The 25,096-nt window shown below is 45.7% G+C and carries 19 protein-coding genes; 3 read left to right on the top strand and 16 right to left on the bottom strand.

Annotated elements, in window-relative coordinates:
• Positions 1-42 precede the first annotated feature (42 nt).
• Complete coding sequence (locus tag C8D85_RS13425) at positions 43-1,959, bottom strand: TonB-dependent receptor domain-containing protein (protein WP_133563553.1); 1,917 nt, start codon at positions 1,957-1,959, stop codon at positions 43-45.
• 19 nt (positions 1,960-1,978) lie between these two features.
• Positions 1,979-3,037, bottom strand: coding sequence for an MBL fold metallo-hydrolase (locus C8D85_RS13420; protein ID WP_133563551.1), 1,059 nt, complete (start codon positions 3,035-3,037; stop codon positions 1,979-1,981).
• 113 nt (positions 3,038-3,150) lie between these two features.
• Between C8D85_RS13420 and C8D85_RS13415 the strand changes: the two genes are divergently transcribed.
• Positions 3,151-4,050, top strand: a complete 900-nt coding sequence (locus tag C8D85_RS13415; protein WP_133563549.1) for a LysR family transcriptional regulator — start codon at positions 3,151-3,153, stop codon at positions 4,048-4,050.
• A gap of 91 nt (positions 4,051-4,141) precedes the next feature.
• On the opposite strand, the gene C8D85_RS13410 is transcribed toward C8D85_RS13415, so the two are convergent.
• The 13 genes from C8D85_RS13410 to C8D85_RS13345 form a co-directional block, all read right to left on the bottom strand.
• Positions 4,142-5,755 carry a TRAP transporter large permease gene (locus tag C8D85_RS13410; RefSeq protein WP_133563547.1) on the bottom strand — a complete coding sequence of 538 codons (1,614 nt, stop codon included), beginning with the start codon at positions 5,753-5,755 and terminating at the stop codon, positions 4,142-4,144.
• 17 nt (positions 5,756-5,772) lie between these two features.
• Positions 5,773-6,450, bottom strand: a complete 678-nt coding sequence (locus C8D85_RS13405; protein WP_133563545.1) for a TRAP transporter small permease — start codon at positions 6,448-6,450, stop codon at positions 5,773-5,775.
• 138 nt (positions 6,451-6,588) lie between these two features.
• Complete coding sequence (locus tag C8D85_RS13400; RefSeq protein ID WP_133563543.1) at positions 6,589-7,581, bottom strand: TRAP transporter substrate-binding protein; 993 nt, start codon at positions 7,579-7,581, stop codon at positions 6,589-6,591.
• A gap of 235 nt (positions 7,582-7,816) precedes the next feature.
• Positions 7,817-9,811: a GNAT family N-acetyltransferase gene (locus C8D85_RS13395; protein WP_133563541.1), complete on the bottom strand. Its 1,995-nt coding sequence runs from the start codon at positions 9,809-9,811 to the stop codon at positions 7,817-7,819.
• 130 nt (positions 9,812-9,941) lie between these two features.
• Positions 9,942-11,894, bottom strand: a complete 1,953-nt coding sequence (locus C8D85_RS13390; RefSeq protein ID WP_133563539.1) for a methyl-accepting chemotaxis protein — start codon at positions 11,892-11,894, stop codon at positions 9,942-9,944.
• A gap of 214 nt (positions 11,895-12,108) precedes the next feature.
• On the bottom strand, positions 12,109-14,076 hold the full coding sequence (locus C8D85_RS13385; protein WP_133563536.1) for a methyl-accepting chemotaxis protein: 1,968 nt from the start codon (positions 14,074-14,076) through the stop codon (positions 12,109-12,111).
• A gap of 273 nt (positions 14,077-14,349) precedes the next feature.
• The gene (gene prpD, locus C8D85_RS13380) at positions 14,350-15,834 is read right to left on the bottom strand and encodes a 2-methylcitrate dehydratase (RefSeq protein ID WP_133563534.1); all 1,485 of its coding nucleotides are present in this window, start codon (positions 15,832-15,834) and stop codon (positions 14,350-14,352) included.
• A gap of 294 nt (positions 15,835-16,128) precedes the next feature.
• On the bottom strand, positions 16,129-17,256 hold the full coding sequence (gene prpC / locus C8D85_RS13375) for a bifunctional 2-methylcitrate synthase/citrate synthase (protein WP_133563532.1): 1,128 nt from the start codon (positions 17,254-17,256) through the stop codon (positions 16,129-16,131).
• 215 nt (positions 17,257-17,471) lie between these two features.
• Entirely contained in the window at positions 17,472-18,353 is an 882-nt protein-coding gene (gene prpB / locus C8D85_RS13370; RefSeq protein ID WP_133563530.1) for a methylisocitrate lyase, read from the bottom strand.
• 166 nt (positions 18,354-18,519) lie between these two features.
• Positions 18,520-19,218, bottom strand: coding sequence for a GntR family transcriptional regulator (locus C8D85_RS13360; protein ID WP_133563526.1), 699 nt, complete (start codon positions 19,216-19,218; stop codon positions 18,520-18,522).
• A 155-nt stretch (positions 19,219-19,373) separates the two neighbouring features.
• Entirely contained in the window at positions 19,374-20,087 is a 714-nt protein-coding gene (locus C8D85_RS13355) for an SDR family NAD(P)-dependent oxidoreductase (RefSeq protein ID WP_133563524.1), read from the bottom strand.
• 66 nt (positions 20,088-20,153) lie between these two features.
• Positions 20,154-20,558 (bottom strand): thiol-disulfide oxidoreductase DCC family protein, encoded by a 405-nt coding sequence (locus C8D85_RS13350; RefSeq protein ID WP_133563522.1) that lies wholly within the window; start codon positions 20,556-20,558, stop codon positions 20,154-20,156.
• A gap of 17 nt (positions 20,559-20,575) precedes the next feature.
• The gene (locus tag C8D85_RS13345) at positions 20,576-21,022 is read right to left on the bottom strand and encodes a DUF3429 domain-containing protein (RefSeq protein WP_133563520.1); all 447 of its coding nucleotides are present in this window, start codon (positions 21,020-21,022) and stop codon (positions 20,576-20,578) included.
• Positions 21,023-21,250: 228 nt separating this feature from the next.
• On the opposite strand from C8D85_RS13345, the gene C8D85_RS13340 reads away from it, so the two are divergent.
• Together C8D85_RS13340 and C8D85_RS13335 are read left to right on the top strand one after the other, a co-directional pair.
• Positions 21,251-22,630 carry a glycine--tRNA ligase gene (locus C8D85_RS13340; RefSeq protein ID WP_133563518.1) on the top strand — a complete coding sequence of 460 codons (1,380 nt, stop codon included), beginning with the start codon at positions 21,251-21,253 and terminating at the stop codon, positions 22,628-22,630.
• 186 nt (positions 22,631-22,816) lie between these two features.
• Entirely contained in the window at positions 22,817-24,457 is a 1,641-nt protein-coding gene (locus tag C8D85_RS13335) for a tannase/feruloyl esterase family alpha/beta hydrolase (protein ID WP_133563516.1), read from the top strand.
• Positions 24,458-24,513: 56 nt separating this feature from the next.
• On the opposite strand, the gene C8D85_RS13330 is transcribed toward C8D85_RS13335, so the two are convergent.
• Positions 24,514-24,897, bottom strand: a complete 384-nt coding sequence (locus C8D85_RS13330; RefSeq protein ID WP_211342199.1) for a rhodanese-like domain-containing protein — start codon at positions 24,895-24,897, stop codon at positions 24,514-24,516.
• Between the last annotated feature and the right edge of the window lie 199 nt (positions 24,898-25,096).

Genomic DNA, 25,096 nt, shown 5'->3' with positions numbered 1-25,096 from the left:
GACTTGTCAGTAGCCAGCCCTCTCGGGCTGGCTTTTTTTTGACTAGAAGCGGTATTCAGCTGATCCCCAATAGGTTCTGCTTGCATCAACAAAGCCATATTCGTCGAAGCTGAACGTTTCATCTGTGGCGTTATCTATACCTGCTTGCAGGATAAAGTGCTCAGATAGATGGTATTGTAAACCAAGATCAATCATTGAATATGAAGGTGCTTGCGTTTCCGTGTTGGAAGATAAGCCAGTGTCTTGAGATTCTTTCCCGCGAAATTCATAAGTCACCCAACTTTTAAGTTGATCATTTACTTGCCAATCCAAGGAAGCAGCAAATAGATGAAGGGGCATTTGCGTCAAAGGTTTCCCTTTATTATCCCCAGATAACTGTTCAGATTTTGTATAGGTGTATGTTAAACGCGCTTCTAGTGTGTTCGTTAGTCGATTTTTGGCGCTGAGTTCGAAACCCTGAGTCTTGGCTTTATCAACATTGGTGTAGTAACGTGCATCCTCATCTGAACATAAGCTACTTGGGCAGTCCGTGGTGATGATTTTATCATCAAAGCGGTTGTCAAAGAGTGTTGCGGTGGCGGTGAAATCGGCATTTTGGTATGTAACGCCTATTTCTTTACTTAAAGAAGTCTCAGCTTGTAAATCACTATTGCCGTAAATATCACCGCCACGACTTTCTTGTCCCCATTCAGGCGTCATTTGACGAAGTTCCGGCGCTCGGTAGCCGGTTGCAATGCCTGCTTTAATGACCCATTGAGGATCGAGATACCAGTTAGCAAAGACACGAGGGCTGACTTCGGCATCATAATGCTCATTCTTATCCAAGCGCGCACCCGTTGTAAGCGTTACGCTATCAGCAAGGAACCACTCATCCTCTGCATATACCGAGTATTGATCATTGCTGAGAGAGTTCAGGTCTGAGGTGTCATTCGTATCATTATCTATCAGTGATGCATGACTTGCACCTACTCCTAATGTGGTAATGTGTTCATCACTTGGTAGTACCCAACGGCTATCAAAAACGGTATTCGTAATCTCGATATCGCGCCCATTATTTCGCGTTGTTTCGTGCTGCAGGTAGGTCGTGTCTTCCACTTCTTCCCATTGGCCATGGTGAGTGATTGAGAATGATGTTTTATCATTATCGGTTTCACTGTCACTTCGAGCACTGCCAGCAGCAGAGTGACCAACACGAGAGGTCCGAGTTTGCTCACTATGTATCATCGCTAACTCAAAATCGTGATTGTTACTAAGCAAATAGTTTACCTTGGCATGGTAATTTTGCAGTGCTTTCTCTGGTGTGCCGCGAGCAACGTCGTCCTCATCTTGTTCGAGGTAACGTGCTCCAAAAGTTAAATTTAGCTTATCTTGAATAACAGGACCTGAAAGGTAGAGCTCTCCTTGTCGCGCCTTACCATATTGGCTGTCTTCAGGGATGCTCACTTGAGTGCGTAGGCTGCCTTGCCAGTTGTCGTTGACCTTTTTGGTAATAATATTTACCACGCCACCCATCGCATTTGATCCATACAGGGTTGACATCGGCCCACGAATCACTTCGATTTGCTCAATGGACTGTAGAGGGGGAAGCCATTCTTGATCCAGTCCGCCACCGCCATTTGGCTGAGATTCTCGTGAGGATTGGGGGCGCCCATCGACTAATAACAAAGTATACTTACTTGGCATACCGCGTATGCTGATGTCTTTGCCTGATGCTCCTCCTGTGGCGAAGACACCAGGTACATGGGCAAGAACATCAACAACGTCTTTATAAGCTCCTTGGGAGATTTGTTGGGCATCAATTACGGTGATACTGGCAGGGGCGTCGACTGTTGTTTGATCATAGCCTGAGGCTGAAACCACCATTTCCTCCATGGCTATGGTTTCTGCATGAGCAAAGCCTGTCAGGCTTGTTAAAGCGAATGATATTGCAATAGAAAGAGCACTTTTTTGCTGAGTCATGTTCACACCAATAAATAGATTATGAGTTATCTTTTAGACGTTGTTGGTAATGTTCGACTTTGATTGCCTGCGCCATTGAGCAGTCTCGAAGTAGCTCAAAGGCAGACAATGCGTTGTCATCAACAAATGGATGCTTAGTACCTATTTTACGTTCAGTAAGCGCATGAATACGTTCAATGCTGTTATCACGAGTTGGGTGGTTGGATAAGAATACATCGACTCCCTTTTCTTCCCCGAGGGCTCGTAGTCGTTCAGCTGAGTTTGCATAAAGCTTGATTCTCTCAACCTGTGGCCCGAAGTTTAAGCCAGTTCCTCCCCATAACGCGCCATAATGTGTGTCGTCACCATCTCGCAGAGGCATGATCATAGATAAAGTACCAAGGGTATGACCTGGAGTGACGTAGAGCTCGAGAGTGGTATCTCCTAGTGTAATATGATCGCCATCATTGACTGTGACATCGCGGCTTGGCGCTTTACCCCATTTCGGGTTATTGATTTCTTGGACTGGCTTTTCCAGCTCACTCCAATCACGATCACTCATGACGACTTTGGGCGCAAATTTGGAAACTAAATATTCTTGACCACCATAGTGGTCACCATGGGCGTGGGTAATGACTAGGTAACGAATGTTCTCAGGATCTAGACCAAGCTCGTGCATGCCTTTTACGATGATGTTTTCCGCCTGATTGTTAGAGTTCATCGCATCGATAAGAATGAGCCCTTCGGAGGTCTCAAGGATCCAACTAGCAACACTACGATTGCCGACAAAATATAAATTATCAAACACCTGTGTCGGTTTTACGTAGGAGCGAGCGGCACGGTCTATGCGTTCTTCATCAGTTAGAGTACGTTTTGAGCTTGTCTTTGAACGTGAACCTGCTTGTTTTAGTGGTTGTTCTAAGGAACAAAGGAAAGCCAACCCGGGATAGTTTATAGCTGCTTTTAACCCAGACTCAGCTAGTACTTCAGGTGTTATACTTGGCTCTTGTATTGAATTAGCAAAAGCAGTTATGCAACTAGATGTTAGGGTGGCTGCAAGTACTAGCTTACGTGGTATTTTGTGAGGGAAAGTGCTCATTAAATCTCCATGTTAGTAAGATTGGTTATTATTTCAATTCTCACATAAGCTTGGTTGAGAATGTAGGAACGATGCGTTCCTAATGCTTCATTGGAACAACAAAGGCGTAGCATATGTACGATATGAATGATTTAGTGAGCTTCGTAAAGTTAGTAGAATGCGGCTATCTTACGGAAGCGGCTAGGGCCTTGGGCGTTTCTAAATCCACGTTAAGCCGCCGTATTACCCATCTAGAAGAAACTGTAGGGCAACCTCTGCTATTGCGTCAGTCGAATAAAATGCACGTTAATGAAGCGGGTACTACGTTTTATCCGCACGCTAAAACTATTTTAGGAGCTGCTAAAAAGGCTCAAGAACAAGTGGACTATCTAAAGGAAGTAGTATCTGGCGAGCTGAATGTGGGGATTTTTTCTGGCCTTGTCCGCTCTTGGTTTCCAAAGGAATTATTGGCTTTCTCCGAGCAATATCCCGATGTGCAAATTAACTTAAAGTCAGTGACACAATTTGAGGAAACTAAAGAGTGTGATGTCACGATTTGGCTTGGTGAAACTCATGCGAGCCATTTTAAAGAAGAGATGATAGGTCGCTTAACGTGTAGCCTCTATGCCTCAAAACGGTATTTGTCTAGATACTCATTCCCTATTAGCATTGATGAATTAGAGGATTTAGACTGGGTTAATATGCATCACTTTTACCAACCTCAGGGAGACATTATATTAGCTCATGTTGATAATGGAGACCGAGTAATAAAAATTGCAAAGTCCAATGTGTGGACGGATCAAATTGCTATGCAACTAGAAAGCATCGTTCGTGCTGAAGGCGTTGGCATCTTGCCGGACTATATGGTGGAAATGCGCGAGAAGCATCATCCTGGCGAAGTAATAAAAGTATTGCCGCAATGGGAATTGCCACCACTCCCAATTTATTTACTGTACCCTTATGGTAGTCAACCTAAACGGGCACTGACTTTTCTGCATCATTTCCGCAAGGCTACTAAACAAATTCTGAAATAAACTAAACTTGTTTTAATATTAATCCCTCATTTTAGGTAAAAAAAGCGCCCCGTAGGGCGCTTAAACATGACGTGTTACTGTCACATAAGGATTACTGAACGATCTCTGGCCCCATGATTGCGTATGGTAGCGCAGTAGATAGAGCGGGGATGTAAGTCACTAGGATCAAGAATACGAACAGTACCGCTACGAATGGCATGGCCGCTTTTACCACACGTGCCAAGCTCATACCGGTAATCCCTGAGGTTACGAATAGGTTTAGACCGATCGGCGGTGTGATCATACCAATCTCCATGTTCACAACCATGATGATACCTAGGTGGATTGGGTCAACGCCCAGTTCCATTGCAATTGGGAATACAACAGGCGCTACGATAACCAGCAGACCAGATGGCTCCATGAACTGACCACCAATCAATAGCAGGATGTTAACTGCGATTAGGAATGTGAACCAGTTGAAACCAACGCCAAGCATCCACTCAGTGATCGCTTGAGGAATACGCTCTGCTGACAAGGTGTGTGCGAACAACAACGCGTTTGCGATGATGAACATCAGCATGATGGTTGTTTTCGTACCTTCAAGCATAACTTTGCGAGACTCATCGCCAAATAGTGCTGGGAAGAAACCACGTACCATAAGAGACAGGTTGCGTCCCCAGATAGGCAGGCCAGCAGCTAGGCAACCAAATAACCCGTTTTCTAGATGGCTGCCACGTTTTGACACGTAGAACAGTGCAACAAGCACCGCAAGCACAAGTCCAATCAGAGCACGTGTACCACCTGTGAACGTCTCGCTGCCAGCGAAGGCGAAGAAAGACATAATTTCCCAGACAAGGAAAAGTGACACGCCGTAAACTGTACCGTTGAAGCCGATACGTGCAGCAGGTGCGTCGTTTTCATTAGTCCATGTTTGGCCCTTAAGCGGTCCCATATCACGGTAAACGAACAACGCGATAAAGATAGAGTAGACCGCGGCAACGACTGCTGCTTCGGTAGGTGTGAAAGCACCACCGTAGATACCACCCATGATGATTACGATTAGGAATAGACCCCAACCAGCGTCTTTACCACCACGAACTAAGTTACCAAAGCCTTTCCACTCTTCCGCAGGAAGGTTTTTGATACGAGCGACAACGTAGATTGCCAACATCAACATACCGCCAGCCATCAGGCCAGGGATAACACCAGCAAGGAACATACGACCAACAGATACGTCTGTTGCTGCAGCGTAAACAACCATTACGATGGATGGTGGGATCAAGATACCCAATGTACCCGCGTTAGCAATGATGCCTGATGCGAACTCTTTTGAGTAACCCACTTGGCGCATACCTGCGATGGCAATAGTACCGATGGCAACTACGGTTGCTGGAGATGAACCAGACAATGCCGCGAACATCATACATGCCAAAACAGAGGCCATTGCTAGACCACCACGGAAGTGACCGACGGATGCGATGGCAAAGTTAATCAAACGTTTTGCAACACCACCGGTCGACATAAATGACGATGCCAAGATAAAGAATGGAATCGCAAGTAGAGTGTAGTGCTGCCCTGCACCGAATAACGAGATTGCTACCGATGACAATGAGTCATGGGAGAAAAATGTAATAAATAGAATGGACGATAAGCCCAAAGAAATACCAACAGGCAGCCCGATAAAGAGCAGCGTTAGTACCATACCAAATAAAATTAAAGCTTCCACGATATGCTCCTAACCGACTAGTCTTTTAATGCGCCTTTGTTCTCTTCAACAAGCTCTTGCGCTTCGTGACCACTGATCAACATGTCGCGTTTACCTGTTGCAATCGCCCAGAAGGCTTGCAGAGAACGGTACGAAAGTAATGCCAAACTAATAGGCAAGATAACCAATACTAACCAGCGGTGAACACGTGGTTTTAGATCAAACCATTCCACCATGAAAGCAGGGTAGCGAAGCTCTTCTTGGCCTAAGCCAATGCGCCACATTTTGTACCAGTATTCGATGGCACCGCCACGGACATCCACACCCAGCATCGCTAGCCAAGTCGAATCCAGTAGGATTAGGCCATATAGCATCGCGCCGGCTGCACCAATTAGAGAAAGGACTTTTGCTGCACCTTTTGGTACGGCGTTTAACAGTATATCAACCCCCAAGTGCGAACCTGTTTTGATACCGTAGCTCATACCTAACAGAATTAACCATGAGAACATGACGGTATTGAATTCTAAGGCGGCGATCCAGCCTGTGTTGAAGGCGTAGCGCGCAATAACCTGGCCGAATGAAACAACCATGATTGAGGTGATTACGAGTACGAGTACATTTTCCTCGAATCGTTCCATGAATCTAGGGAAGCGTTTTTCTAGTAGCCAAAGCACTAGAATAAATATTAATAAGTAAAGATGAGGCCAGTATGCCATGGGGTACTCCTGAACGTCGAATTGCAGCGTAAAAAGGCCTTTCACACCAGTGCTCACGGGTGTGTTAACGCTTTTGTGAAAGGCTCGAAAGTGCTAGCTCCTGAACGGAGCTAGCATTGCTGCTCGGTAGTGCTTGGCTTATGCGCCAGCTGCAGCGTCGATTAGATCTTTACCGATATCGCTTTCAAACTGTTTCCAAACAGGTTTCATTGTTTCAACCCATTCAGTACGTTGTTCTGGCGTTAGGGTATTGATCGTACCGCCTGCTTTCAAAATGTTTTCGCGGTTAGCCGCTTCTTTCGCTTTTACTGATTGGTTAGCTTCTTGAGTCACTGCATCAGCAATCGCTAGGAATTGAGTACGGTCTTCATCGCTAAGGCTTGATAGGAATTCAGAAGAAGTCATGAACAAGTAAGCAAGCAACTGGTGGTTTGTTTCCGTTACGCTATCTTGTACTTCGTAGAATTTCTTAGTGTAGATGTTTGACCAAGTGTTCTCTTGACCGTCAACAACGCCTGTTTGTAGTGCGCCGTATACTTCAGAGAAAGCCATTGCTTGTGGTGATGCGCCCATAGCCGCGATCATTTGTTTAGCAACGTCAGATGTTTGTACACGGAATTTAAGACCTTCAGCATCGCTAGGAACCATCAAAGGTTTGTTAGCAGAGAAGTACTTCATACCAGACATCCAGTAACCTAGACCAACGAAGCCTGCGTATTCGTCCATCTCAGTTAGAAGTTCTTTGCCTTCTGGAGTGTTAGTGAAGCGGATTGCGTGGTCCATGTCTTTAAAGATGAAAGGAAGGTCAAAAACACCGTATTTAGATGTGTATGAGCCAAACTTAGACAGAGAAGGTGCAAGCAGCTGAACGTCACCTAGTAGAAGTGCTTCAAGCTCTTTGGAATCACCAAAAAGAGTCGAGTTAGGGAACACCTCGATACATAGCTTGCCGTCCATTTCTTTGTTTACACGATCTGCAAAGCTATTTGCCGCAACCACTTTAGGGTGAGTTGTACCACCTGTTACGTGGCTGAATTTTACAACGCGTTCACCTGAATCACAGTTAGCTGAAGCAGTTGTTGCTGTGAAAGCAAGAGCGGCAGTAGTCAGTGCAAGGCTGATTTTTTTCATGTTTATGACTCCAAATTTGAGTATTTATTATTGTTAGCTTGGTCATGGCCAAACATGCAACGCAATTTGGTTGTTGCTACTCACACTTATTACACATTTTGTGCCAATTCTTTAAAATATTTTTAAGTCTTTGAAATTATTGATTAATTTAATATTTTGTAGGTTTTGTAAGTTAGGATAGATTTGAAAACATGAGCGGGCATTCGCCCACGAGGGAATTGTGATGGGTGGATATTCACCCATTTTTAAGCTGGTTCAGTTGAAGCGAAATGATGTGTTTCAGTTGTTGGTAAAAAGCTTTTTTGCCTGAGAAACCGAGTTTGTGGGCGTCTCTTTCTGTCACTGTATTGATGGCGCAGCCCAGAAATAGCCCATCATCCGCTGAATTAGAGAGTAATTTTCCCTGTTGCAGTCGTTGCATCGTGAGCCGTAAGAGAGCCGGTCGAATGGCATCAAAGGGGCGATGATGTTGGCAGAAGTAGGTCAAATCTGACACATCTTTTGTACTCGTTTTAACAATGTGTGGGTTTTCCCCCATCGTAAGTGTGGAGTGAATTGATAAAATAAGCTCGGGACTTAAATCCCTTAGATTTAAGCACAATGTCTCCAACCAATCTCTGTGAAAGCCCTGAGACCAAGCTTTGGATAGCTCTTGTGACGTAGGGTTGAGGCCTTTAAGCATCATTAATGAGTACGCGCCGCTGGCTTGATCTTTCCCTGTACCTAAACGCACACCTATAAAATTGGCTTGGCGCCAAAAGTGGGTGACATCCACCGTGGCCGCAAAACTGGTGGATAAAAAGTCTACTTTCTGCCGCTTCGCATCGTGTTCGATCATGCTTAGTAGCTGACTACCGAGACCCTGTCGCTGAACATCTTCGGCGATGGCTATCCTACTAATGCGCCAATAGCGATATTGACCAGCTTCTTGAATACCTTCATGGGCGAGTAGAGATTGTGGTATTAAATGTCCTCTAGGGCGGCGAGTGCCTTCCATAACCGCTTGGCTTAATTCTTCTGGTAATTCGCCTTCTGCTGTCACAAGTGCCACGCCAACTAAGCGCTTTTGTTCATAGAGGCAGTAAGTCAATACGCTTGGATCGTCAATCATCCATCTCTTATTCTCTGGGGATGTTTGATAGTGTGCACTTACTAATAAGGCGAAAGCTTGGTCAAGGAGGCTTGGGTAAGAAAGCCACTCTTTACCCTGTAGACACTTGGGCTGATCTGGGCACTGGTTGGTTACTTGGTACTCCTTAAAGAGTAGTGCATCAAGCCAGTTTTCCAGTGGGTCATTTTCCCCCCATCGTATGGCATACTTTAAACGATGCTGCTTAAATGCAATGGACTGCATAGCGAGTTGTTGGCGAAAGCGAATACCAAACCCTTTTCCTGAACCTTCATAACCGTAATCTGTACTACTGAAGACGATGCAATTGGCCTTTTCGATCAGAGCCTCAAGTACTGGTAGTGGCAAACTTGCTGCTTCATCAACCAGTAATAGGTCGTATTGGCTTGAGTCACTCACCAGTGCGTCGGCGGCCTTAAAGGGTGCTTTAGTACCCGTCAATTCCACATAATGTTCCGCCAGTGATGCGATATTCAAAGGGCTAGAAGCGGTGCAGGCACAAGCTAGTCCTTGTTGTGAAGCCCGTTCTAACAACTCTGCTAGGGCATAAGACTTACCACGACCACGGGCAGCTATCAGAAAATGGCAGCCCGATAATGACGTAACTATTTGCTGTATAACGTCTTCTTGTTCTGCCGTTAGTGTGCCTGTCGAACGTAACACTGGCTCAATGGTATTTGGCCAAACGTTTGAGAATGGGCTGTCACCAGCATGAATGGCTTGCCAAAACAGAGTTTTGTAAAAGCTCTCATGATCATGGCTGGTCAATGGCCAAGGTAGGTAGCGATCTAATTCTTGATCCGGTTGAGTCAACCAATCAGGGCCAAGGTGTAGAACAAAAACACCACCACCGCGCACCGTGCCTGCCAAAATAGCTAGTGCAGAAATGTGGATCCCTTTGGAAAGATCAAGCAGCACTGCAGAATAGCTGTTACCCAACTGGCGCTTAAGCGTATTGAAGTTTATTTGGTTGCTTGCCGCAGCTTTGTCTACCGCGTGGGTAACAATCAATGTATCAGAGAGATTCCCATAACGAGAGGTAAACTGATCAAGTGTTGTGTGCCAATCGGTGTAGCTGACTACACAACGGCGATGCGCCATAACAAGCCTCGTACTTTTCTGGGTGTGGGCAAAGTCTATATTTTAAAAAGACTTGCGAGTAAAGCGAAAGAAGCTTACCTAAGTAAGCTTCTGCCTATGATACTCATCGCCCAGAGGGCAGCAAGCTGATCTAAGATTTATGAATACGGAACTTGGAAAGATTCGCTTTTAGCTGCTCGGTCAGCGCTCCAACTCGGTCGCTTTGCTGCTGTGATAAGTGCACTTCTGACAAAGTCTGATCAGCGGCTTGATGAAGGTGCTCTGCATTACCGCGTATTTGCATCGCAGCAACACTTTGTTCTTCTGTCGCCGCTGCAACGCCAGAGATGCCCTCAGCCACAATGTTCATTGCTTCATTGATTTGAGAGAGAAGGGCGCCTGCTTCAGCTGCTTGTTGAACACTCAGTTGGACTTGATCTCTCCCATCTTGCGTGGTTGTTACAGCTGATCGACTGCCTTCTTGTAAACGACTAACAACGGTTTGAATTTCTTCAGTGGATTGTTGGGTTCTCTGGGCCAGAACACGAACTTCGTCTGCGACAACGGCAAAGCCGCGACCCTGCTCACCAGCTCGAGCCGCTTCAATCGCTGCATTAAGCGCCAGTAGGTTAGTTTGTTCAGCAATTTCGTTGATAACATTGACGACATCACCAATGTTAGTCGTGGAATTACGAACATCCTCAATCGTATGCGCGGCGCGTTCAAAAGAGCTGGAAAGGCTGGCAATGGTCTGTTCGATTTTCTCAACCGCCCCAAATCCCTCATTGGTGACAGCTGTTACGGAAACGGATTGCTCTGATACCTCGGTGGAGCGTGTTGCGACTTCTTCTGTCGACGCAGAGACTTGCTGGATTGCAGAGGCAACTTCCATACTCGCATGGTTGCTTTGATTTGCACTGGCAATTAACTGTTGGTTGGCTTGCGAAATTTTCTGAGCAGAGTCTACCAATGCATCACCTGTTTGATGTACTTGTTCAATTAGCTTTAACAAATCATCGCGCATCACTTGGATGGCTCGTTGCAGAATATGAGTCTCGTTTTTGCTCTGACCGCTGACATAATGCTCGAAGCGATAGGTTAGATCACCATTACCAATTTCTTTCACTCCAGTGACAATAGTATTTAAGGGGCGTAAAGCTTGCTGAATGAAGCCCCAAAGTAGCGCGATTAATAACAGCGCTGCCAGTGCACATACACCGCTGATCAGCCAAACGATTGCCATGATTTCATGGCGGTATTCATCCGTATACGTTTTGATGACGACAACCCAATCCCAGCCTGATACACGTTGGTAGATGGCTTTGCTTTCTCGGGCTTCTCGGTCTTTTCCTTGTACCTGGGCAGTGTAATGAATAACGCCGTTTTGACCTTGATATAGTTGCGAGAATTCATTACGCAACTGTGGGTACAGGTTATAAAGTTTTTTACCCACTAAGGTAGGGTGAATCAATATATCGCTTTCATGTGCACCTGTATCGGTGACATAAACGTAACCATCTTCTCCGAACTGAATACTGCCAAGGCTCTTGTTCAAGACCTCATAAATCTTCTCCATAGAGACTAAGACGCTTACGTATAAGTTGCTGGATTGCTCTAAAGGAAGGCTTTGAATTAGGTAGCGGTGATTGGCAAGGCTCAATTTGGTTGCCTTTTCTGGCGATGCGCCTAGATCAAGCTGCTCACCCGAGCTGATACTTGAATCTGAAGAGTGCAGAACGTTAAAACTGCCACGTTGCTTTTGCAACAACAAGACACTGGAATTACTAGCGTTTGCAAGCTGAGTGAGTTGTTGTGTAATGGCTGCGCCATTTAACTCTTTGCTAAATTCTGAGCCGTTTAAATTTGCTTGAATCAATTTTACTGTTCGATCAAGAGATCGAGTAATCAGAGTGTGTTGCCCTTCCAGTTGGTTGGCAACGAGTAGGGCCTCTGTTTGTTGGTGATCGGTGACAATCGTATTTACTTTCTCTTCGATTAACTTCGAAATAATCACGATTAGAATCGCAAAACTGATGAAGATAGCGAACAATGCGCCAAGGCTGATTTGATTAGGTAGGCGCATCTTTTGAAAGAATTGGGGCATAGAGCAAACATCCTAGTTAGCAGGTATATATGAGAATCGTTCTTATATAGGAAAATGAGACAGATTGCTACGCAAATTCATAACTTGCAGAATAATGTAAAGATGCATCCTTAATACATTTGGAATAAGGATGCATTTTGCTTCAGATCGAATATCTTAAGGCGAGTGCAAAAGGTCACTAGCCCCTCACATTGAGGGGCTAGATCAGAAAGGATTAAAGAACGAAACGCGTGAGGTTTTGTTGCAGAGTTAATGCCAGCTGATGAATCTTAAGGCTTTCATCTCGGGACTTCTGTGCTTCTTCGAAGGTGTTAGACGCGGAGGTTTGCAACTCTGCTGCATTGCCTCTAATTTGTGTGGTTGCCACACTTTGTTCTTCTGTGGAGGCTGCAACGCCTGCAATTTGCTGCGCGACTACGTCCATTGAGTCATTGATTGAAGCCAACAAACGGCCCGCTTGAGTGGCTTGCTCAACACTGCTGCCAACCTGATCACTGCCTTGTTGCATGGTTTCAACAGCTGAACGGCTGCCTCGTTGTAAGCGATCCACTACTTGTTGGATCTCTTCTGTTGACTGTTGTGTACGTTGAGCGAGTACGCGTACCTCGTCTGCAACCACTGCAAACCCACGGCCTTGTTCGCCTGCTCGTGCCGCTTCAATAGCTGCATTGAGAGCCAGTAGATTAGTTTGTTCGGCAATTTCATTGATGACATTTACCACTGACCCAATATTAGTGGTGCTGCTTTCCACTTCACGAATGGTCTTTGCGGCATTTTCAAAGGACGCAGATAGTTTGGAAACGGTTATTTCCACTTGTTGCGTGGCTTGGTGGCCCTGCTGTGTTGTGGCATTTACTGAAACCGTTTCTTGGGACACTTCCGTTGAACTTTGTGCAACTTCTTCGATAGATGCTGAAACTTGCTCAATGGCAGCGGCTACCTGAGCACAAGAGTTTGAACTGTTTGTAGCGCAGGTAATGAGCTCATCGTTAGACTGATTGATGGCTTTTGCTGATTGCAATAATTGTTCGCTTGAGGTTTGCACTTCAGTGATCAGTCCAGCAAGGCCGTCGCGCATCAATTGAATTGAGCGTTGTAGTTTATGTGTCTCATTATTGCTGTCTCGAGATACATTGGCTTTGAACCGGTAAGAGAGGTTGCCGTGACCGATCTCTTCAACACCATGGGCGATATCACGTAATGGACGAAGTGATGAACGGATAAATAGCCATAGAGTCAGTGCCAGAAGTCCTGCCGCAATGGCACAAATGCCCGCGACAAAGTACAGGATCATGAAGATCTCATCGTTGTATTCGGAAGAGTAGGTCTTGATTGCGACAACCCAATTCCAGCCATCGACACGTTGGTAAATGACTTTTGACTCTTCCGCCGCAGCGTCTTGGCCTGCAACTTTAATGGTGTATGTCGTGACTCCTGCTTGATTCTGATACATAGGTTCAAAATCAGATCGGGCACTTGGAAACAGCTCGAATACGTTCTTATTCAACACCGAAGTCGTTGGGTGAACAATTAGCTTACCTTTTTCTTCAGCGGCATCTGTCACGTAAACGTAGCCCCGCTTACCAATTCGAATGGTATTCAAATTGGCTTGCATACTTTCTAAGATTGTCTCGTAGGGGATGGCAATAGCAAAAGCCAAATCGGGATAACGGCTAGAAGCTTGATAGGTGACAAAGTAGTTATGTTGATTTAAGCGCCACTTTCCGGTGTATTGATTGCTGTGATTGGGGGAGCTTAAATGACCTTGGAAATCTGGTGTCGTTGAGGCCAGTACTGTTAGCCCGCTGCTGCCTTTTTCAAATAAAACAACGTCTGCTTCTAGACGTGTTTTTAGCTGACTCAATGCTGTGTTGGCTTGTTGCAGTGGGGCATTCTCCCAAGCCCAGCGGCTACCGCTTTTATTGATCGATCGACTTAGCTCACTGTCCAGATAATTTGCAGATCGATTCAATGATAACTCGATGTCATGATACTGTGTTTCAAGTTCGTGAGCGATGAGCTTCACTTCTGTAATTTGGTGATCTGTAACGATTTCTGTCACCTGCTTATTAAACAGCACGTCGATGGCTGTGATAAGCACGATGAAAATAGCGATTACAGCAGTCAGTGCTCCTAAGGCTAACTGATTAGGTAGCGAATACTTACGGATTTGAGGCAGCATGTGGGTGTTTGTCCTTACGTGATTACAGCATTTCCAGGTGATATCTATTATCAATTTTCTTTATATCGATAGATGAGAATGGATTCCATTACAAAAGTGTAAAGAACACTTAATTCCGTTACTCTTTGTTACAGTTGATTGTTTTGTATGCGATTTCAGAAGGGTGTTCCATTTTTAGGCAGTGATTTTGAATGGGGAATGTTAAAGAAGTGTTTCTAAAAGAAAGCGCCCATAATAAATGAGCGCTTTTGAGGGAATTGATAAGGTTGAGGACTAGATAACAAATAGATCCATAAAGCGATGAACAGCGGTTTGCTCTAATTCAGTTTGATTTTTACACAGGTCAAAAATATGTTGGCTTCGGGCCGATGGGAAACGAGTGGCTAAGTTAGCTTTGAATTTCTTCTCTAATAAAGGGATACCTTCTTCGCGACGGCGGCGATGACCAATAGGGTATTCTACAGAAACTTCTTCGGTTGACGTGCCATCTTTAAAGAACACTTGGATGGCATTGGCAATAGAGCGTTTGTCGGCTTCTAAGTATTCACGTGTAAAGCGCTCGTCTTCAACGATTTCCATCTTGTCACGTAGTTCATCAATGATCGGGTTAGCCGCGTGGAAATCATCTTCGTAATGCTCCGCCACCAGGTTACCAAAGGCTAATGGCACTGCGGCCATGTATTGTAAACAGTGGTCACGGTCTGCTGCGTTTGCCAGTGGGCCCACTTTTGAGATGATACGGATGGCCGATTCATGGGTGCGAATCACGATTTTCTCGATTTGATCCAAACGATCTTTGACTTGTGGATGCAAGGTGACGGCAGCTTCTGCTGCGGTTTGTGCGTGGAACTCAGCTGGGAATGAGATCTTAAACAGCACGTTTTCCATTACATAAGTGCCGTAATCTTGGGTGAATTTAAATTCACGATCCTCTGATGCCTTCAGCTTTTGGTCTTTATTAGTCTTTGAGAAAGACACATCGTAAAAACCCCATTGTGGCGCAGTTAATACACCTGGAATGCCCATTTCACCTCGTAGCGACATATCCGCTAAACGCACTGCACGAGAGGTGGCGTCACCTGCCGCCCATGATTTGCGCGAGCCTGCGTTGGGCGCATGACGGTATGTACGCAGTGCAGAGCCATCCACCCATGCTTGGGAAATCGCTGCCATAATTTGCTCGCGGTTACCGCCCATCATTTTGGCCACTACGGCAGAAGAGGCCACACGCACCAAAAGTACGTGACACAAACCTACGCGGTTAAAAGAGTTCTCAAGCGCAATGACGCCTTGGATCTCATGGGCCATGACCATGGCTTCTAGTACATCACGCATGGTCAGCGGTGCTTCGCCACGAGACACGCGAACCTGAGACAAGTGATCGGCAACCGCCAAAATACCACCTAGGTTATCCGATGGGTGGCCCCATTCCGCCGCCAGCCAAGTATCGTTGTAATCCAACCAACGGATGATACAGCCGATATCCCACGCGGCTTTGACTGGATCTAAAGCAAACGATGTACCCGGTACACGCGCACCGTTAGGTACCACAGTGCCTTGCACCATAGGGCCAAGGTGTTTAGTACATTCTGGGAAGCGAAGTGCTAACAGACCACAACCTAATGTATCCATCAAACAGTTACGGGCAGTATCTAGGGCTTCTTGGCTTTCAATCTTGAAGTTTAAAACATAATCCGCGATGTCTTGGATTACCTGATCGTATTCAGGGCGGTTATTTAAATCGACATTTGCACTCATGGTGGTTCCTCTGATTCGTATCTACCCAGCTTGTGCTGATGTAGCTGTCCAAGGAGCTTAACCTTTTCCCCGCTTGGATGGGGCGTCCTGCCCCAACGCGCTCGCGCGTCATCCTGACGCTAGGAAAAGGCATAAGCACCTTGCCTGTTAATTCTGTTTTCCCAATGTTCTTTCTGATGGTGTTCCAAGCACTCTTAAGCCAGCGCCATGGATGGCGCGAGAGGGCGCTTTATCAGGGACGATTACGCGCCCGGTGTAGAGTGTTGGAATACCAGTTACTCTGATGAACTCGAGCTAGTCTCGCTCTGCAATATCTACCCAAGTAGCTTTCTCTGGGCCGATATAGTCGGCGCTTGGACGGATAATGCGATTATTGGCTCGTTGCTCCATTACATGTGACGCCCAACCTGTGACCCGTGAACACACAAAGATTGGTGTGAATAATTTGGTTGGGATGCCCATAAAGCGGTACGCGCTGGCATGGAAGAAGTCGGCGTTACAGAACAGTTTTTTCTCGCGCCACATCACTGCTTCACAACGTTCGGATACCGCGTAAAGGTGCGTGTCACCTACTTCATCTGACAGCAGTTTCGACCACTTCTTAATGATGTCGTTACGTGGATCACGCTCACGATAAATAGCGTGGCCAAAGCCCATGATTTTGTCTTTGTTTGCCAGCATACCCATGATGGCGTTTTCCGCTTCATCTGGTGTTTGCCAAGGTTCGATCATGTCCATAGCCGCTTCATTGGCTCCACCATGCAGTGGGCCGCGAAGACTGCCAATGCCACCGGTGATGCAAGAGTGCATATCCGATAGGGTGGAAGCACACACGCGAGCGGTAAAAGTAGAGGCGTTGAATTCGTGTTCAGCGTAGAGAATCAGTGACGCGTTCATCACTTTTTCATGTAAAGGGTTTGGTGTGTCACTGTGCAGCATAGCCAAGAAATGACCAGATAAGCTGTCTACCGATGGGTTAAGCGTATCGATACGAACACCATCGTGGCTGAAGCGATACCAGTACAAGATGATCGCTGGCAAAGTAGCCAATAAGCGATCCGCCACATCTTGTTGTTGGCTAAAGTTAGTTTCGGTTTCAAGGTTACCTAAAAAGGAACATCCAGTGCGCATCACATCCATGGGGTGCGCGTCTTTGGGGATCAATTCTAAGGCTGATTTAAGCGCTTGTGGCAGCTCGCGCAGGTTCATTAACTTGGTTTTGTAATGATCCAGCTCTGCTTGGTTAGGTAGTTTGCCGTAAAGAAGTAGGTGAGCCACTTCTTCAAAGCAAGCCTTGTCAGCCAGCTCTTCAATATCATAGCCGCGGTAGGTGAGGCCTGAGCCAGTTTTACCCACGGTACATAGAGCGGTTTCCCCTGCGCTTTGGCCGCGAAGGCCTGCGCCTGATAGTTCTTTAGCCATTGTGGATCTCCATTTTTATTTTTCGAGACTTCGGTAAAGCTATTGCGCTTGCTAATACTTTGTTAAAAACAGACTCAAAATGCTCATTTATACCTATAAACTCCGCTTTTTCGTCTGTTTTCGCCTCGTCTTAGCTTCGCTCGTAACGCTTTACATTTGTCTCTTTAGCGAGATATCTGATTACTGCTATTGATCTCAGGTGATTTTAGATTTGGTTATTTTTCCTTGGAAAAAAGCGCGTCGAGCTTTTGTTCGTAATCGTGGTAATTCAAGAAGTCGTACAAGTCCATACGGGTTTGCATGGTGTCGACCACGTTGCGTTGGTGGCCATCGTTTAATAAGTGTTGGTAAACGTTTAGTGCGGCTTGGTTCATAGCACGGAAGGCACTCAATGGGTAAAGCACAAGGTCAACCCCTGCGCTGGCCAGTTCTTCACGGCTAAACAATGGCGTTGCGCCAAACTCTGTAATGTTGGCAAGTACTGGAACTTTTACTGCATCAACAAATTCACGATACTGCTCAAGAGTCAGCATGGCTTCTGGGAAGATCATATCGGCACCCGCTTCGACGCAAGCCACGGCACGTTCGATAGCAGAGTCCATACCTTCCACCGCAAGGGCATCGGTGCGCGCCATAATGACAAAGTTGTCGTCATAACGTGCATCGACACAGGCTTTGATGCGATCGACCATTTCCGCTTGGCTGACGATCGCTTTATTAGGGCGATGTCCGCAGCGTTTTTGTTGTACTTGGTCTTCAATATGCACGGCTGCGGCCCCCGCTTTTTCCATTTGCTGGATAGTGCGTGCGATATTGAATGCGCCACCAAAGCCCGTGTCGATATCTACCAGCAGTGGCAAAGTGCTTGCTGCTGTGATTCGACGAACATCTTCTAGAACATCGTTTAAGTCAGTCATACCTAAGTCAGGCAAACCATATGATGCGTTAGCAACGCCACCTCCTGAAAGGTAAATAGCATGGTGTCCTGTCTGCTCGGCCATCATGGCGCAGTAGGCGTTGACGGTGCCAACGACCTGCAACGGTGAATGGTCTTTTATCGCTTGGCGAAAACGTGCGCCGGGTGATGCTAACTGCATATGGTCCTCACTTTTTATTGTTGAGACTTCGGCACGACTACTGCGCTCGCCAAATACTTCGTTAAAAACAGACTCAAAATGCTCATTTATAGTTATAAACTCCGCTTTCTCGCCTGTTTTTGCCTTGTCTTGGCTTTGCTCGAGACATCGTGCAAAGGCCTCATCTTTATTGGCCAGTATTACCCTGAGAGATGCTGTTTTGTAGCATCGCTTTTTTTAATAGATTGGCGGCGCGACTGATGTGGCGACGCATTAATAGTTCTGCAAGATCCCCTTCTCGGTTGGCGATGGCGTCTAAAATGGCTTTATGTTCGCGCAGTGCCTGACGCGGGTCGGGGCGTGAGTCGGCGGTGTAGCGACGATACATGCGGATCGTGGCGTATAAATCTTGGGTTAAAACCCGAATCAGCTTTTTGTTTTGACTGGCGTGAATGATGCGTAAATGGAAGTCTTCGTTGCCATATTGATTGGCGTAGTGCTCATCATGGTTACTATCAAGGTGAGCCTGATGTTCATCGAGTAGTTTATAAAGCTCAGTCACTTCTTGTTCGCTGATGAGCTCTGAGGCTAAGCGCGCCGCCATACCTTCCATGGCTTCACGTAAAGTGTAGGTGTCCAATAAATCATCTATGTTCAGATCGATTACCCGTGCACCAACGTTGGCGGTGCGTGTAATCAACCCTAATGTTTCTAGCTTGACGAGAGCTTCTCGTAACGGGCCACGAGAGACCCCATAGCGCTTAGCGAGTTCTGGTTCAGATATTTTGCTGCCAAGGGGTAAAACACCTTTCACGATTTCAGCGGTTAAGCGCTGAGTTAAATCGTCTGAGAGGGTGGCTGATTTGATTTGTGTAACCTTGTCCAAGCTCAAGTCCTACTTTTTGTCTACAATGTGACTATTTATAGTGTGGATATGAGTATAGATCAAGTTGGATTGTCGACAATTCGACTTAGGTAGTAGTCGGAATATTATTCTTATCCATATATTGTCGACAATATTGGAAGGGCTCAAAAAGTTGATTACCAGGTAATAGGCTGATGATTCCAGTCCATATAGCTAGCTTTACCGTCTACTTCTAATGAGTCCAATAAGCTTAATAGCTGTGTTGCGACAAACTCCGGGGTGAACAATTTGCCTTCGGGAACCGAGCGTTGGAAGGGTTCAGAAAGAGGTGTGTCCGTGGTGCCAGGATGAAATGCGAGTAATTTGACGTTCTTCGCTCGACGCGCCAGCTCTACCGAAAAGGTTTTCACCATCATATTGAGAGCAGCCTTAGAGGCTCGGTAGCTGTACCAACCACCTAACTGGTTATCGCTGATGCTGCCAATACGGGCGCTAAATAAGGCGACTTTGCAAGGTACGGTGCTTTTAAGGTGAGGTGTCAGATTTTTTAGCCACAGGGAAGGGATGACCGTATTGGCGGTAAACACTTTAAGCATATTCTCGGCGCTAATGCTCTCTAACTTACGTTCTGGCTGTAGCTCATCTTGATGCAAGATGCCTTGGCAGATAAAAACGTTGGCCACTGGGAAGTGGATGTCTAATCCTTGGCAGGTGCTTTCGATACTGGGTTCATCGTATTGGCAATGTATAGAAGTGATTTTAGTGTGTTGAAAGCTCTGCTGACGACTAATGGCGATGATTTGCTGACAATCATCCAAGGCAATCAACTGATCAATAATTGCTTGAGCAATTTTACTACCCGCTCCGACCACAATGACTGAATAAGGCATTTCATTCTCCTGTACTTGTATCTGATTCAATACGCAAAGGAGTGGTAATTGGATGGTTTAGATCACTTATTTAGGAGAGCGAGGCGGACAGCTATCCTTGGTGCAAGCATCGCAGCGCTCTTGACCGGTTAGCCAGTAAGAGATTTTATGGCGATGCTTAGCAAATAGAAGATAACCGCGATCAGCGAACCAGCGGATAAAGGGCCAACGCAAAACTCTTAGCCACTTATGCTTACCGACTGCTTGCCAAACCGCCACATTGGCATCCAACCCTGTAACCAGTTGGCCATTATTTAAAATGGCGTGTAATAGCCTATCTGCCGCCTCTTTACTGATCTGCGGATACAATGTTTCGAATTCATCACTGTGAATATCCACTAACGTTAATTGCTGAGCAGTATTGTAGCGTTGCAATACTGAAATCTCTTTCATACAAAGCGGGCAGTGACCATCGTAGAACAGCGTAACCATAAGCTAGCCTTTGGCAGTTAGAATTTTGGGTACAGCATAAGTAGATGCATAGCACAAACGAGTATCGTTAAAATAAAGCGCAAGTTTGGGTAGAACGATTGATCGATGCGCATGGCTTTTAGCCAACGGACCTCAAGCCAAAATAGGCTGATATACCCACATAACAAGAGTAGTAACGACAAGTGTGGTTGCTGAATAATTAATCCAACCCAACCCCCAACAGCAACGACATTACTTGCGATCAGTAACAGCTTGCCTTTTGCTTGGTAAGGCTGTTCCAATACTTGTCCCCAAATTGCACCACTCAAAAAACTCAAGATAACGGCACTGTAAGCGATAAAAACGGATTGCGCGTGGAAGCCGTAATGGTAAAAATCAAAATGAAACGCGATAGTGCTGATCAAAAATGGAATCAATCCTAGAAAGCCAAGTGTTTTGATCAGTGTGCTAGAAGAATTACGCATACTTTATCCTGAACGTAAAATCTGATTGACAGTATCTACGTATTATCTAACAGATTGGATGCTTTCGCATGTGAAAGAGGTCACATTTACTTAAATTTATCGTGCTAATCTTCGAAATGTCCGCCATTGAGTCAATCAAGGTCACAGAGTACAATGTCGGGCTTATTTTATCGGCTACGCCGTTGCGCGCAGGTCGCTCCAAATTAACGAATTAAGGTGTGTTTAAAAATGCCAGCAAAAACGATGGATGAACTCGTCTCCCTTTGTAAACGTCGTGGATTTATTTTCCAAGGCAGTGAGATTTACGGTGGTATGCAAGGGGCTTATGACTACGGTCCACTAGGTATTGAGCTAAAAAACAACCTTAAAAACGCTTGGTGGCGTGCCATGGTCTACGATCGTGATGACGTTGAAGGTCTAGACGCTGCGATTATCCAAAACAAGCACGTCTACAAATACTCTGGTCACGAAGACACTTTCACTGATCCAATGGTGGACTGTCACGAATGTAAATCACGCATGCGTGCGGATCACATGAAAGACATCAAAAAATGTGACAACTGTGGCTCTGATAACGTGACTGAACCACGTGATTTCAACCTAATGTTTAAGACTAACGTTGGCCCAATGGTGAACGAAGAGTCTTACACTTACCTGCGTCCAGAAACTGCACAAGGTATCTTCACAAACTTCAAAAACGTTGTGGATTCTACTTCTCGTGCTCTGCCATTTGGTATTGCGCAGATCGGTAAATCGTTCCGTAACGAAATCACACCACGTAACTTCATTTTCCGTGTACGTGAATTCGAACAAATGGAACTTGAGTTCTTCTGTAAGCCAGGTGAAGACGAGCAATGGCACGACACTTGGGTGAAACTGCGTAAGCAATGGTGGTTAGACCAAGGTTTGGCGGAAGAAAACATTGAGTTTGAATACGTGACAGGTGATGACCTAGCGCACTATTCAAAAGCAACTGTGGATATCTTGTACAAGTTTCCACATGGTTTTGAAGAGCTTGAAGGTGTTGCGAACCGTACTGACTACGATCTTGGTTCCCACACCAAAGCGCAAGAAGAGTTTGGTCTGTCTGCAAAAGTTAAGAAGAACGAGCACTCTACTACTAAGCTAGCGGTGCGTGATTTGGAAGAGAATAAGCAGATCGTACCTTTCTGTATCGAGCCTTCTGCGGGTCTAGACCGTGGTGTATTGGCTGTGATGACAGAAGCCTACACGGAAGAAGAGCTAGAAAACGGCTCAACTCGTACTGTTCTGAAACTTAAGCCACACCTAGCACCGATCAAAGTTGCTGTCCTTCCTCTTAAGAAGAACAAGCCTGAAATCGTTGAAGCGGCAAAAGCGATTAAGAACCGCCTACAAAAACTAGGTCTTGGTCGTATCCTATACGAAAACACAGGTAACGTAGGTAAAGGCTACCGTCGTCATGACGAAGTGGGTACGCCGATTTGTATCACAGTTGACTTCGATACAATCGAGCAAGAAGGCGCACCTGTGACGATTCGTCACCGTGACACGATGCAACAGGAAGTGGTTAACACGGCTGACCTACCAAGCTTCATCTTGAACTACTTCGTAAACCAAGACGCTTAATCGCGACTTGCCATTACATATCAAAGCCGACACATCCGTGTCGGCTTTTTTTATTCCTAAAGCTTTTATCCATTCCAAATCTGATAACCAACAATTATATGTTTTGACCAAATTTACCGTGTGAGTGGGGTTAAATACTGTTATCTTTAAAACTGTTTATATAAATAACAATAAAAAGGAAAACAGATGAAAAGCAAAACATGGCTAATAGGATTGGCTTTACCTGCTTTGGCAAGCGCGAACACGATGCAATGTACGGCAAGTAATTTTCATGCTGAGGGGATGTTTGATGTCACGGCACAATGGCAGTCACCACAAGACGATGTATTAGTTGATACATGCGTTGTCAAAGGGGCGCTAAACGCATACACCGGAACGGACGAAAGAACGTACGCCATTGGTTTTGAGCTGCGCCTACCTAAACAGTGGACGGGGCAATTTGCTTATCAGTTCAATGGTGGTAACGATGGCAAGGTCAAACCGGCATTGGGTTCATTATCAAGCCTGGTACCACAAGAGTACGCAGTAAACCGTGGTATGGCAGTGATATCCAGTGATGGTGGCCATGATGCCAGCCAATTTAAAGATATGGGGCTTGCGGGCGGTAGCGGCTTTGGCTTTGATGACATGGCGCGTAAACGCTATGGCTACCAAGCGGTGTCAGAGCTGTATCCGGTTGCCAATCAATTGATTGAGCAGTTTTATGGGCGCGCAGCAGAATACCGTTATGGAATAGGCTCTTCTAATGGTGGCCGTATGGCAATGGTCGCTGCCTCGCGTTTTCCGGATTACTTTGATGGTTTATTAGTTGGATATCCTGGTTATAACTTACCCAAAGCCGCTGTACAGCATGCTTGGGATATTCAGCATTTACACAGCTTAAATTCCGACCTCAAGGCGTCGCTAACATCAGCCGAATTGGCGTTAGTAGGCGATGCTATTCTAGAGCAATGTGACAACCTCGATGGTTTGAAAGACGGTCTTATTTTCAATGGCGCCCAATGTCAGAATATTGTGGATTTGCAGCCTTTAGTTTGTGACAAAGATGAGCATTGTTTGAGTCAAGCTAAGGTGGATGCTCTAACGGCTATGCACCGTGGACCCTATGATAGCCAAGGCAAGGCGCTGTACAGTAGCTGGTATTACGATGCTGGTATCGCTTCAAAAAACTGGCGTTTCTGGAAAGTGGAAAGTCCGATCAAAGGCTGGGGTTATAACCCTGTGATTGCTGCAATGGGAGCCTCTTCATTAGCGATGCTGTTTACGACACCGCCAACAAAGATTGAGGGAACACCTCAAGCAATGGTGGAGTACTTATTAGGTTTTGATTTTGATAAAGATGCACCGCGCATTTTTGCTCGAAATGCTCAATACACTGAGTCCGCAATGCAGTATATGACGCCATCAGATGGTCAAGATCCGACACTTGCTGAATTTAAAGCGTCAGGAGGCAAGATGGTCATCTTCCACGGAAACAGCGATCCTGTCTTTTCTGTGCAAGACACCGTTAGATGGTACGAAGCCTTGAATCGAAACCAGCAAGGACAAGCAGACACTTTTGTGCGTTTTTACCAAGTACCTGGTATGTCTCATGGGAAAGGTGGTCCTGCACTGGATCGCTTTGATGTGTTGACGCCTTTGCAAGCTTGGGTAGAGCAAGGCAAACAGCCTAACCGTATCATCAGTCGTGCACATGCTGACAACTCGGAAGTGAGCGAGTCATTGAAGAATGCTCAGCGCCCTTTGTGTCCTTACCCTAACATCGCTGTATACAAAGGTGGTGATGAAGCGACAGTGAGTGCGTTTGAGTGCCGATCTGCAATCTAATAAAAAGCCCTCTACCCAAGGAGGTGGAGGGCTATAAATTTCCTAACTAATAGTGATTAAGGCTTGCTAGCAAGCATTTCTTCTAAGCCGCCACCATTTAGTACGTTGGTGAACCCCATATCATATAAATAACGTTTTGCATGAGATGCACGGCTACCAGAACGGCAATAAACCACTACCGTTTTATCTCGATCAATAACATTTGCGAGCTTGCTGAGTGAGCTAAGAGGCATGTTCACTGCACCCTCTATATGATCTGCTCTATATTCCGAAGCGGTTCTAACATCAATAAGTACTGCACCTTGCTCCAGAGCCTGCCAAGCTATATCAGACCGTTTTGAAGCCAATGCATTAATGCTGAAGATTGCGATAATGGCTGCAAGCAGGATTAACAGCATGTGCTTGAAAGGGGTTTGAGTGTCTACCGTTAAACGTTCCATATTTTATGATCCTATGCAAAAGGTTGAAACACATTAAAAAATCGTTACGGCACATCTTTGCGCATATTGGGCGCAAAGAATCTTTACGGTAGACCTTAATCATTGGATCACTATTTTTTCAAATTTTTTAAGATGAGCTTACAGGGCAATATCTAGATAATGCTCGCAATCAACAGCTGACTGCGAGCATTAGGAGGTC

It is taken from the genome of Marinomonas communis, assembly GCF_004363305.1.
In the GTDB taxonomy this organism is placed as follows: Bacteria; Pseudomonadota; Gammaproteobacteria; order Pseudomonadales; family Marinomonadaceae; genus Marinomonas; species Marinomonas communis.
Note: the sequence above shows the minus strand (reverse complement) of the source record. Positions and strands in the feature narration are given on the sequence as shown.

Excerpts from the sequence above, each read along its gene's own strand:
- C8D85_RS13385 (WP_133563536.1), bottom strand. The coding sequence starts at position 14,076 with ATGCTGCCTCAAATCCGTAAGTATTCGCTACCTAATCAGTTAGCCTTA.
- C8D85_RS13340 (WP_133563518.1), top strand. The coding sequence starts at position 21,251 with ATGCCAGCAAAAACGATGGATGAACTCGTCTCCCTTTGTAAACGTCGT.
- C8D85_RS13330 (WP_211342199.1), bottom strand. The coding sequence starts at position 24,897 with ATGGAACGTTTAACGGTAGACACTCAAACCCCTTTCAAGCACATGCTG.
- C8D85_RS13395 (WP_133563541.1), bottom strand. The coding sequence starts at position 9,811 with ATGGCGCATCGCCGTTGTGTAGTCAGCTACACCGATTGGCACACAACA.
- C8D85_RS13400 (WP_133563543.1), bottom strand. The coding sequence starts at position 7,581 with ATGAAAAAAATCAGCCTTGCACTGACTACTGCCGCTCTTGCTTTCACA.
- C8D85_RS13405 (WP_133563545.1), bottom strand. The coding sequence starts at position 6,450 with ATGGCATACTGGCCTCATCTTTACTTATTAATATTTATTCTAGTGCTT.
- C8D85_RS13390 (WP_133563539.1), bottom strand. The coding sequence starts at position 11,894 with ATGCCCCAATTCTTTCAAAAGATGCGCCTACCTAATCAAATCAGCCTT.
- C8D85_RS13350 (WP_133563522.1), bottom strand. The coding sequence starts at position 20,558 with ATGGTTACGCTGTTCTACGATGGTCACTGCCCGCTTTGTATGAAAGAG.
- prpB (WP_133563530.1), bottom strand. The coding sequence starts at position 18,353 with ATGCAGTTAGCATCACCCGGCGCACGTTTTCGCCAAGCGATAAAAGAC.
- prpD (WP_133563534.1), bottom strand. The coding sequence starts at position 15,834 with ATGAGTGCAAATGTCGATTTAAATAACCGCCCTGAATACGATCAGGTA.
- C8D85_RS13345 (WP_133563520.1), bottom strand. The coding sequence starts at position 21,022 with ATGCGTAATTCTTCTAGCACACTGATCAAAACACTTGGCTTTCTAGGA.
- prpC (WP_133563532.1), bottom strand. The coding sequence starts at position 17,256 with ATGGCTAAAGAACTATCAGGCGCAGGCCTTCGCGGCCAAAGCGCAGGG.
- C8D85_RS13425 (WP_133563553.1), bottom strand. The coding sequence starts at position 1,959 with ATGACTCAGCAAAAAAGTGCTCTTTCTATTGCAATATCATTCGCTTTA.
- C8D85_RS13420 (WP_133563551.1), bottom strand. The coding sequence starts at position 3,037 with ATGAGCACTTTCCCTCACAAAATACCACGTAAGCTAGTACTTGCAGCC.
- C8D85_RS13355 (WP_133563524.1), bottom strand. The coding sequence starts at position 20,087 with ATGCCTTATTCAGTCATTGTGGTCGGAGCGGGTAGTAAAATTGCTCAA.
- C8D85_RS13415 (WP_133563549.1), top strand. The coding sequence starts at position 3,151 with ATGTACGATATGAATGATTTAGTGAGCTTCGTAAAGTTAGTAGAATGC.
- C8D85_RS13335 (WP_133563516.1), top strand. The coding sequence starts at position 22,817 with ATGAAAAGCAAAACATGGCTAATAGGATTGGCTTTACCTGCTTTGGCA.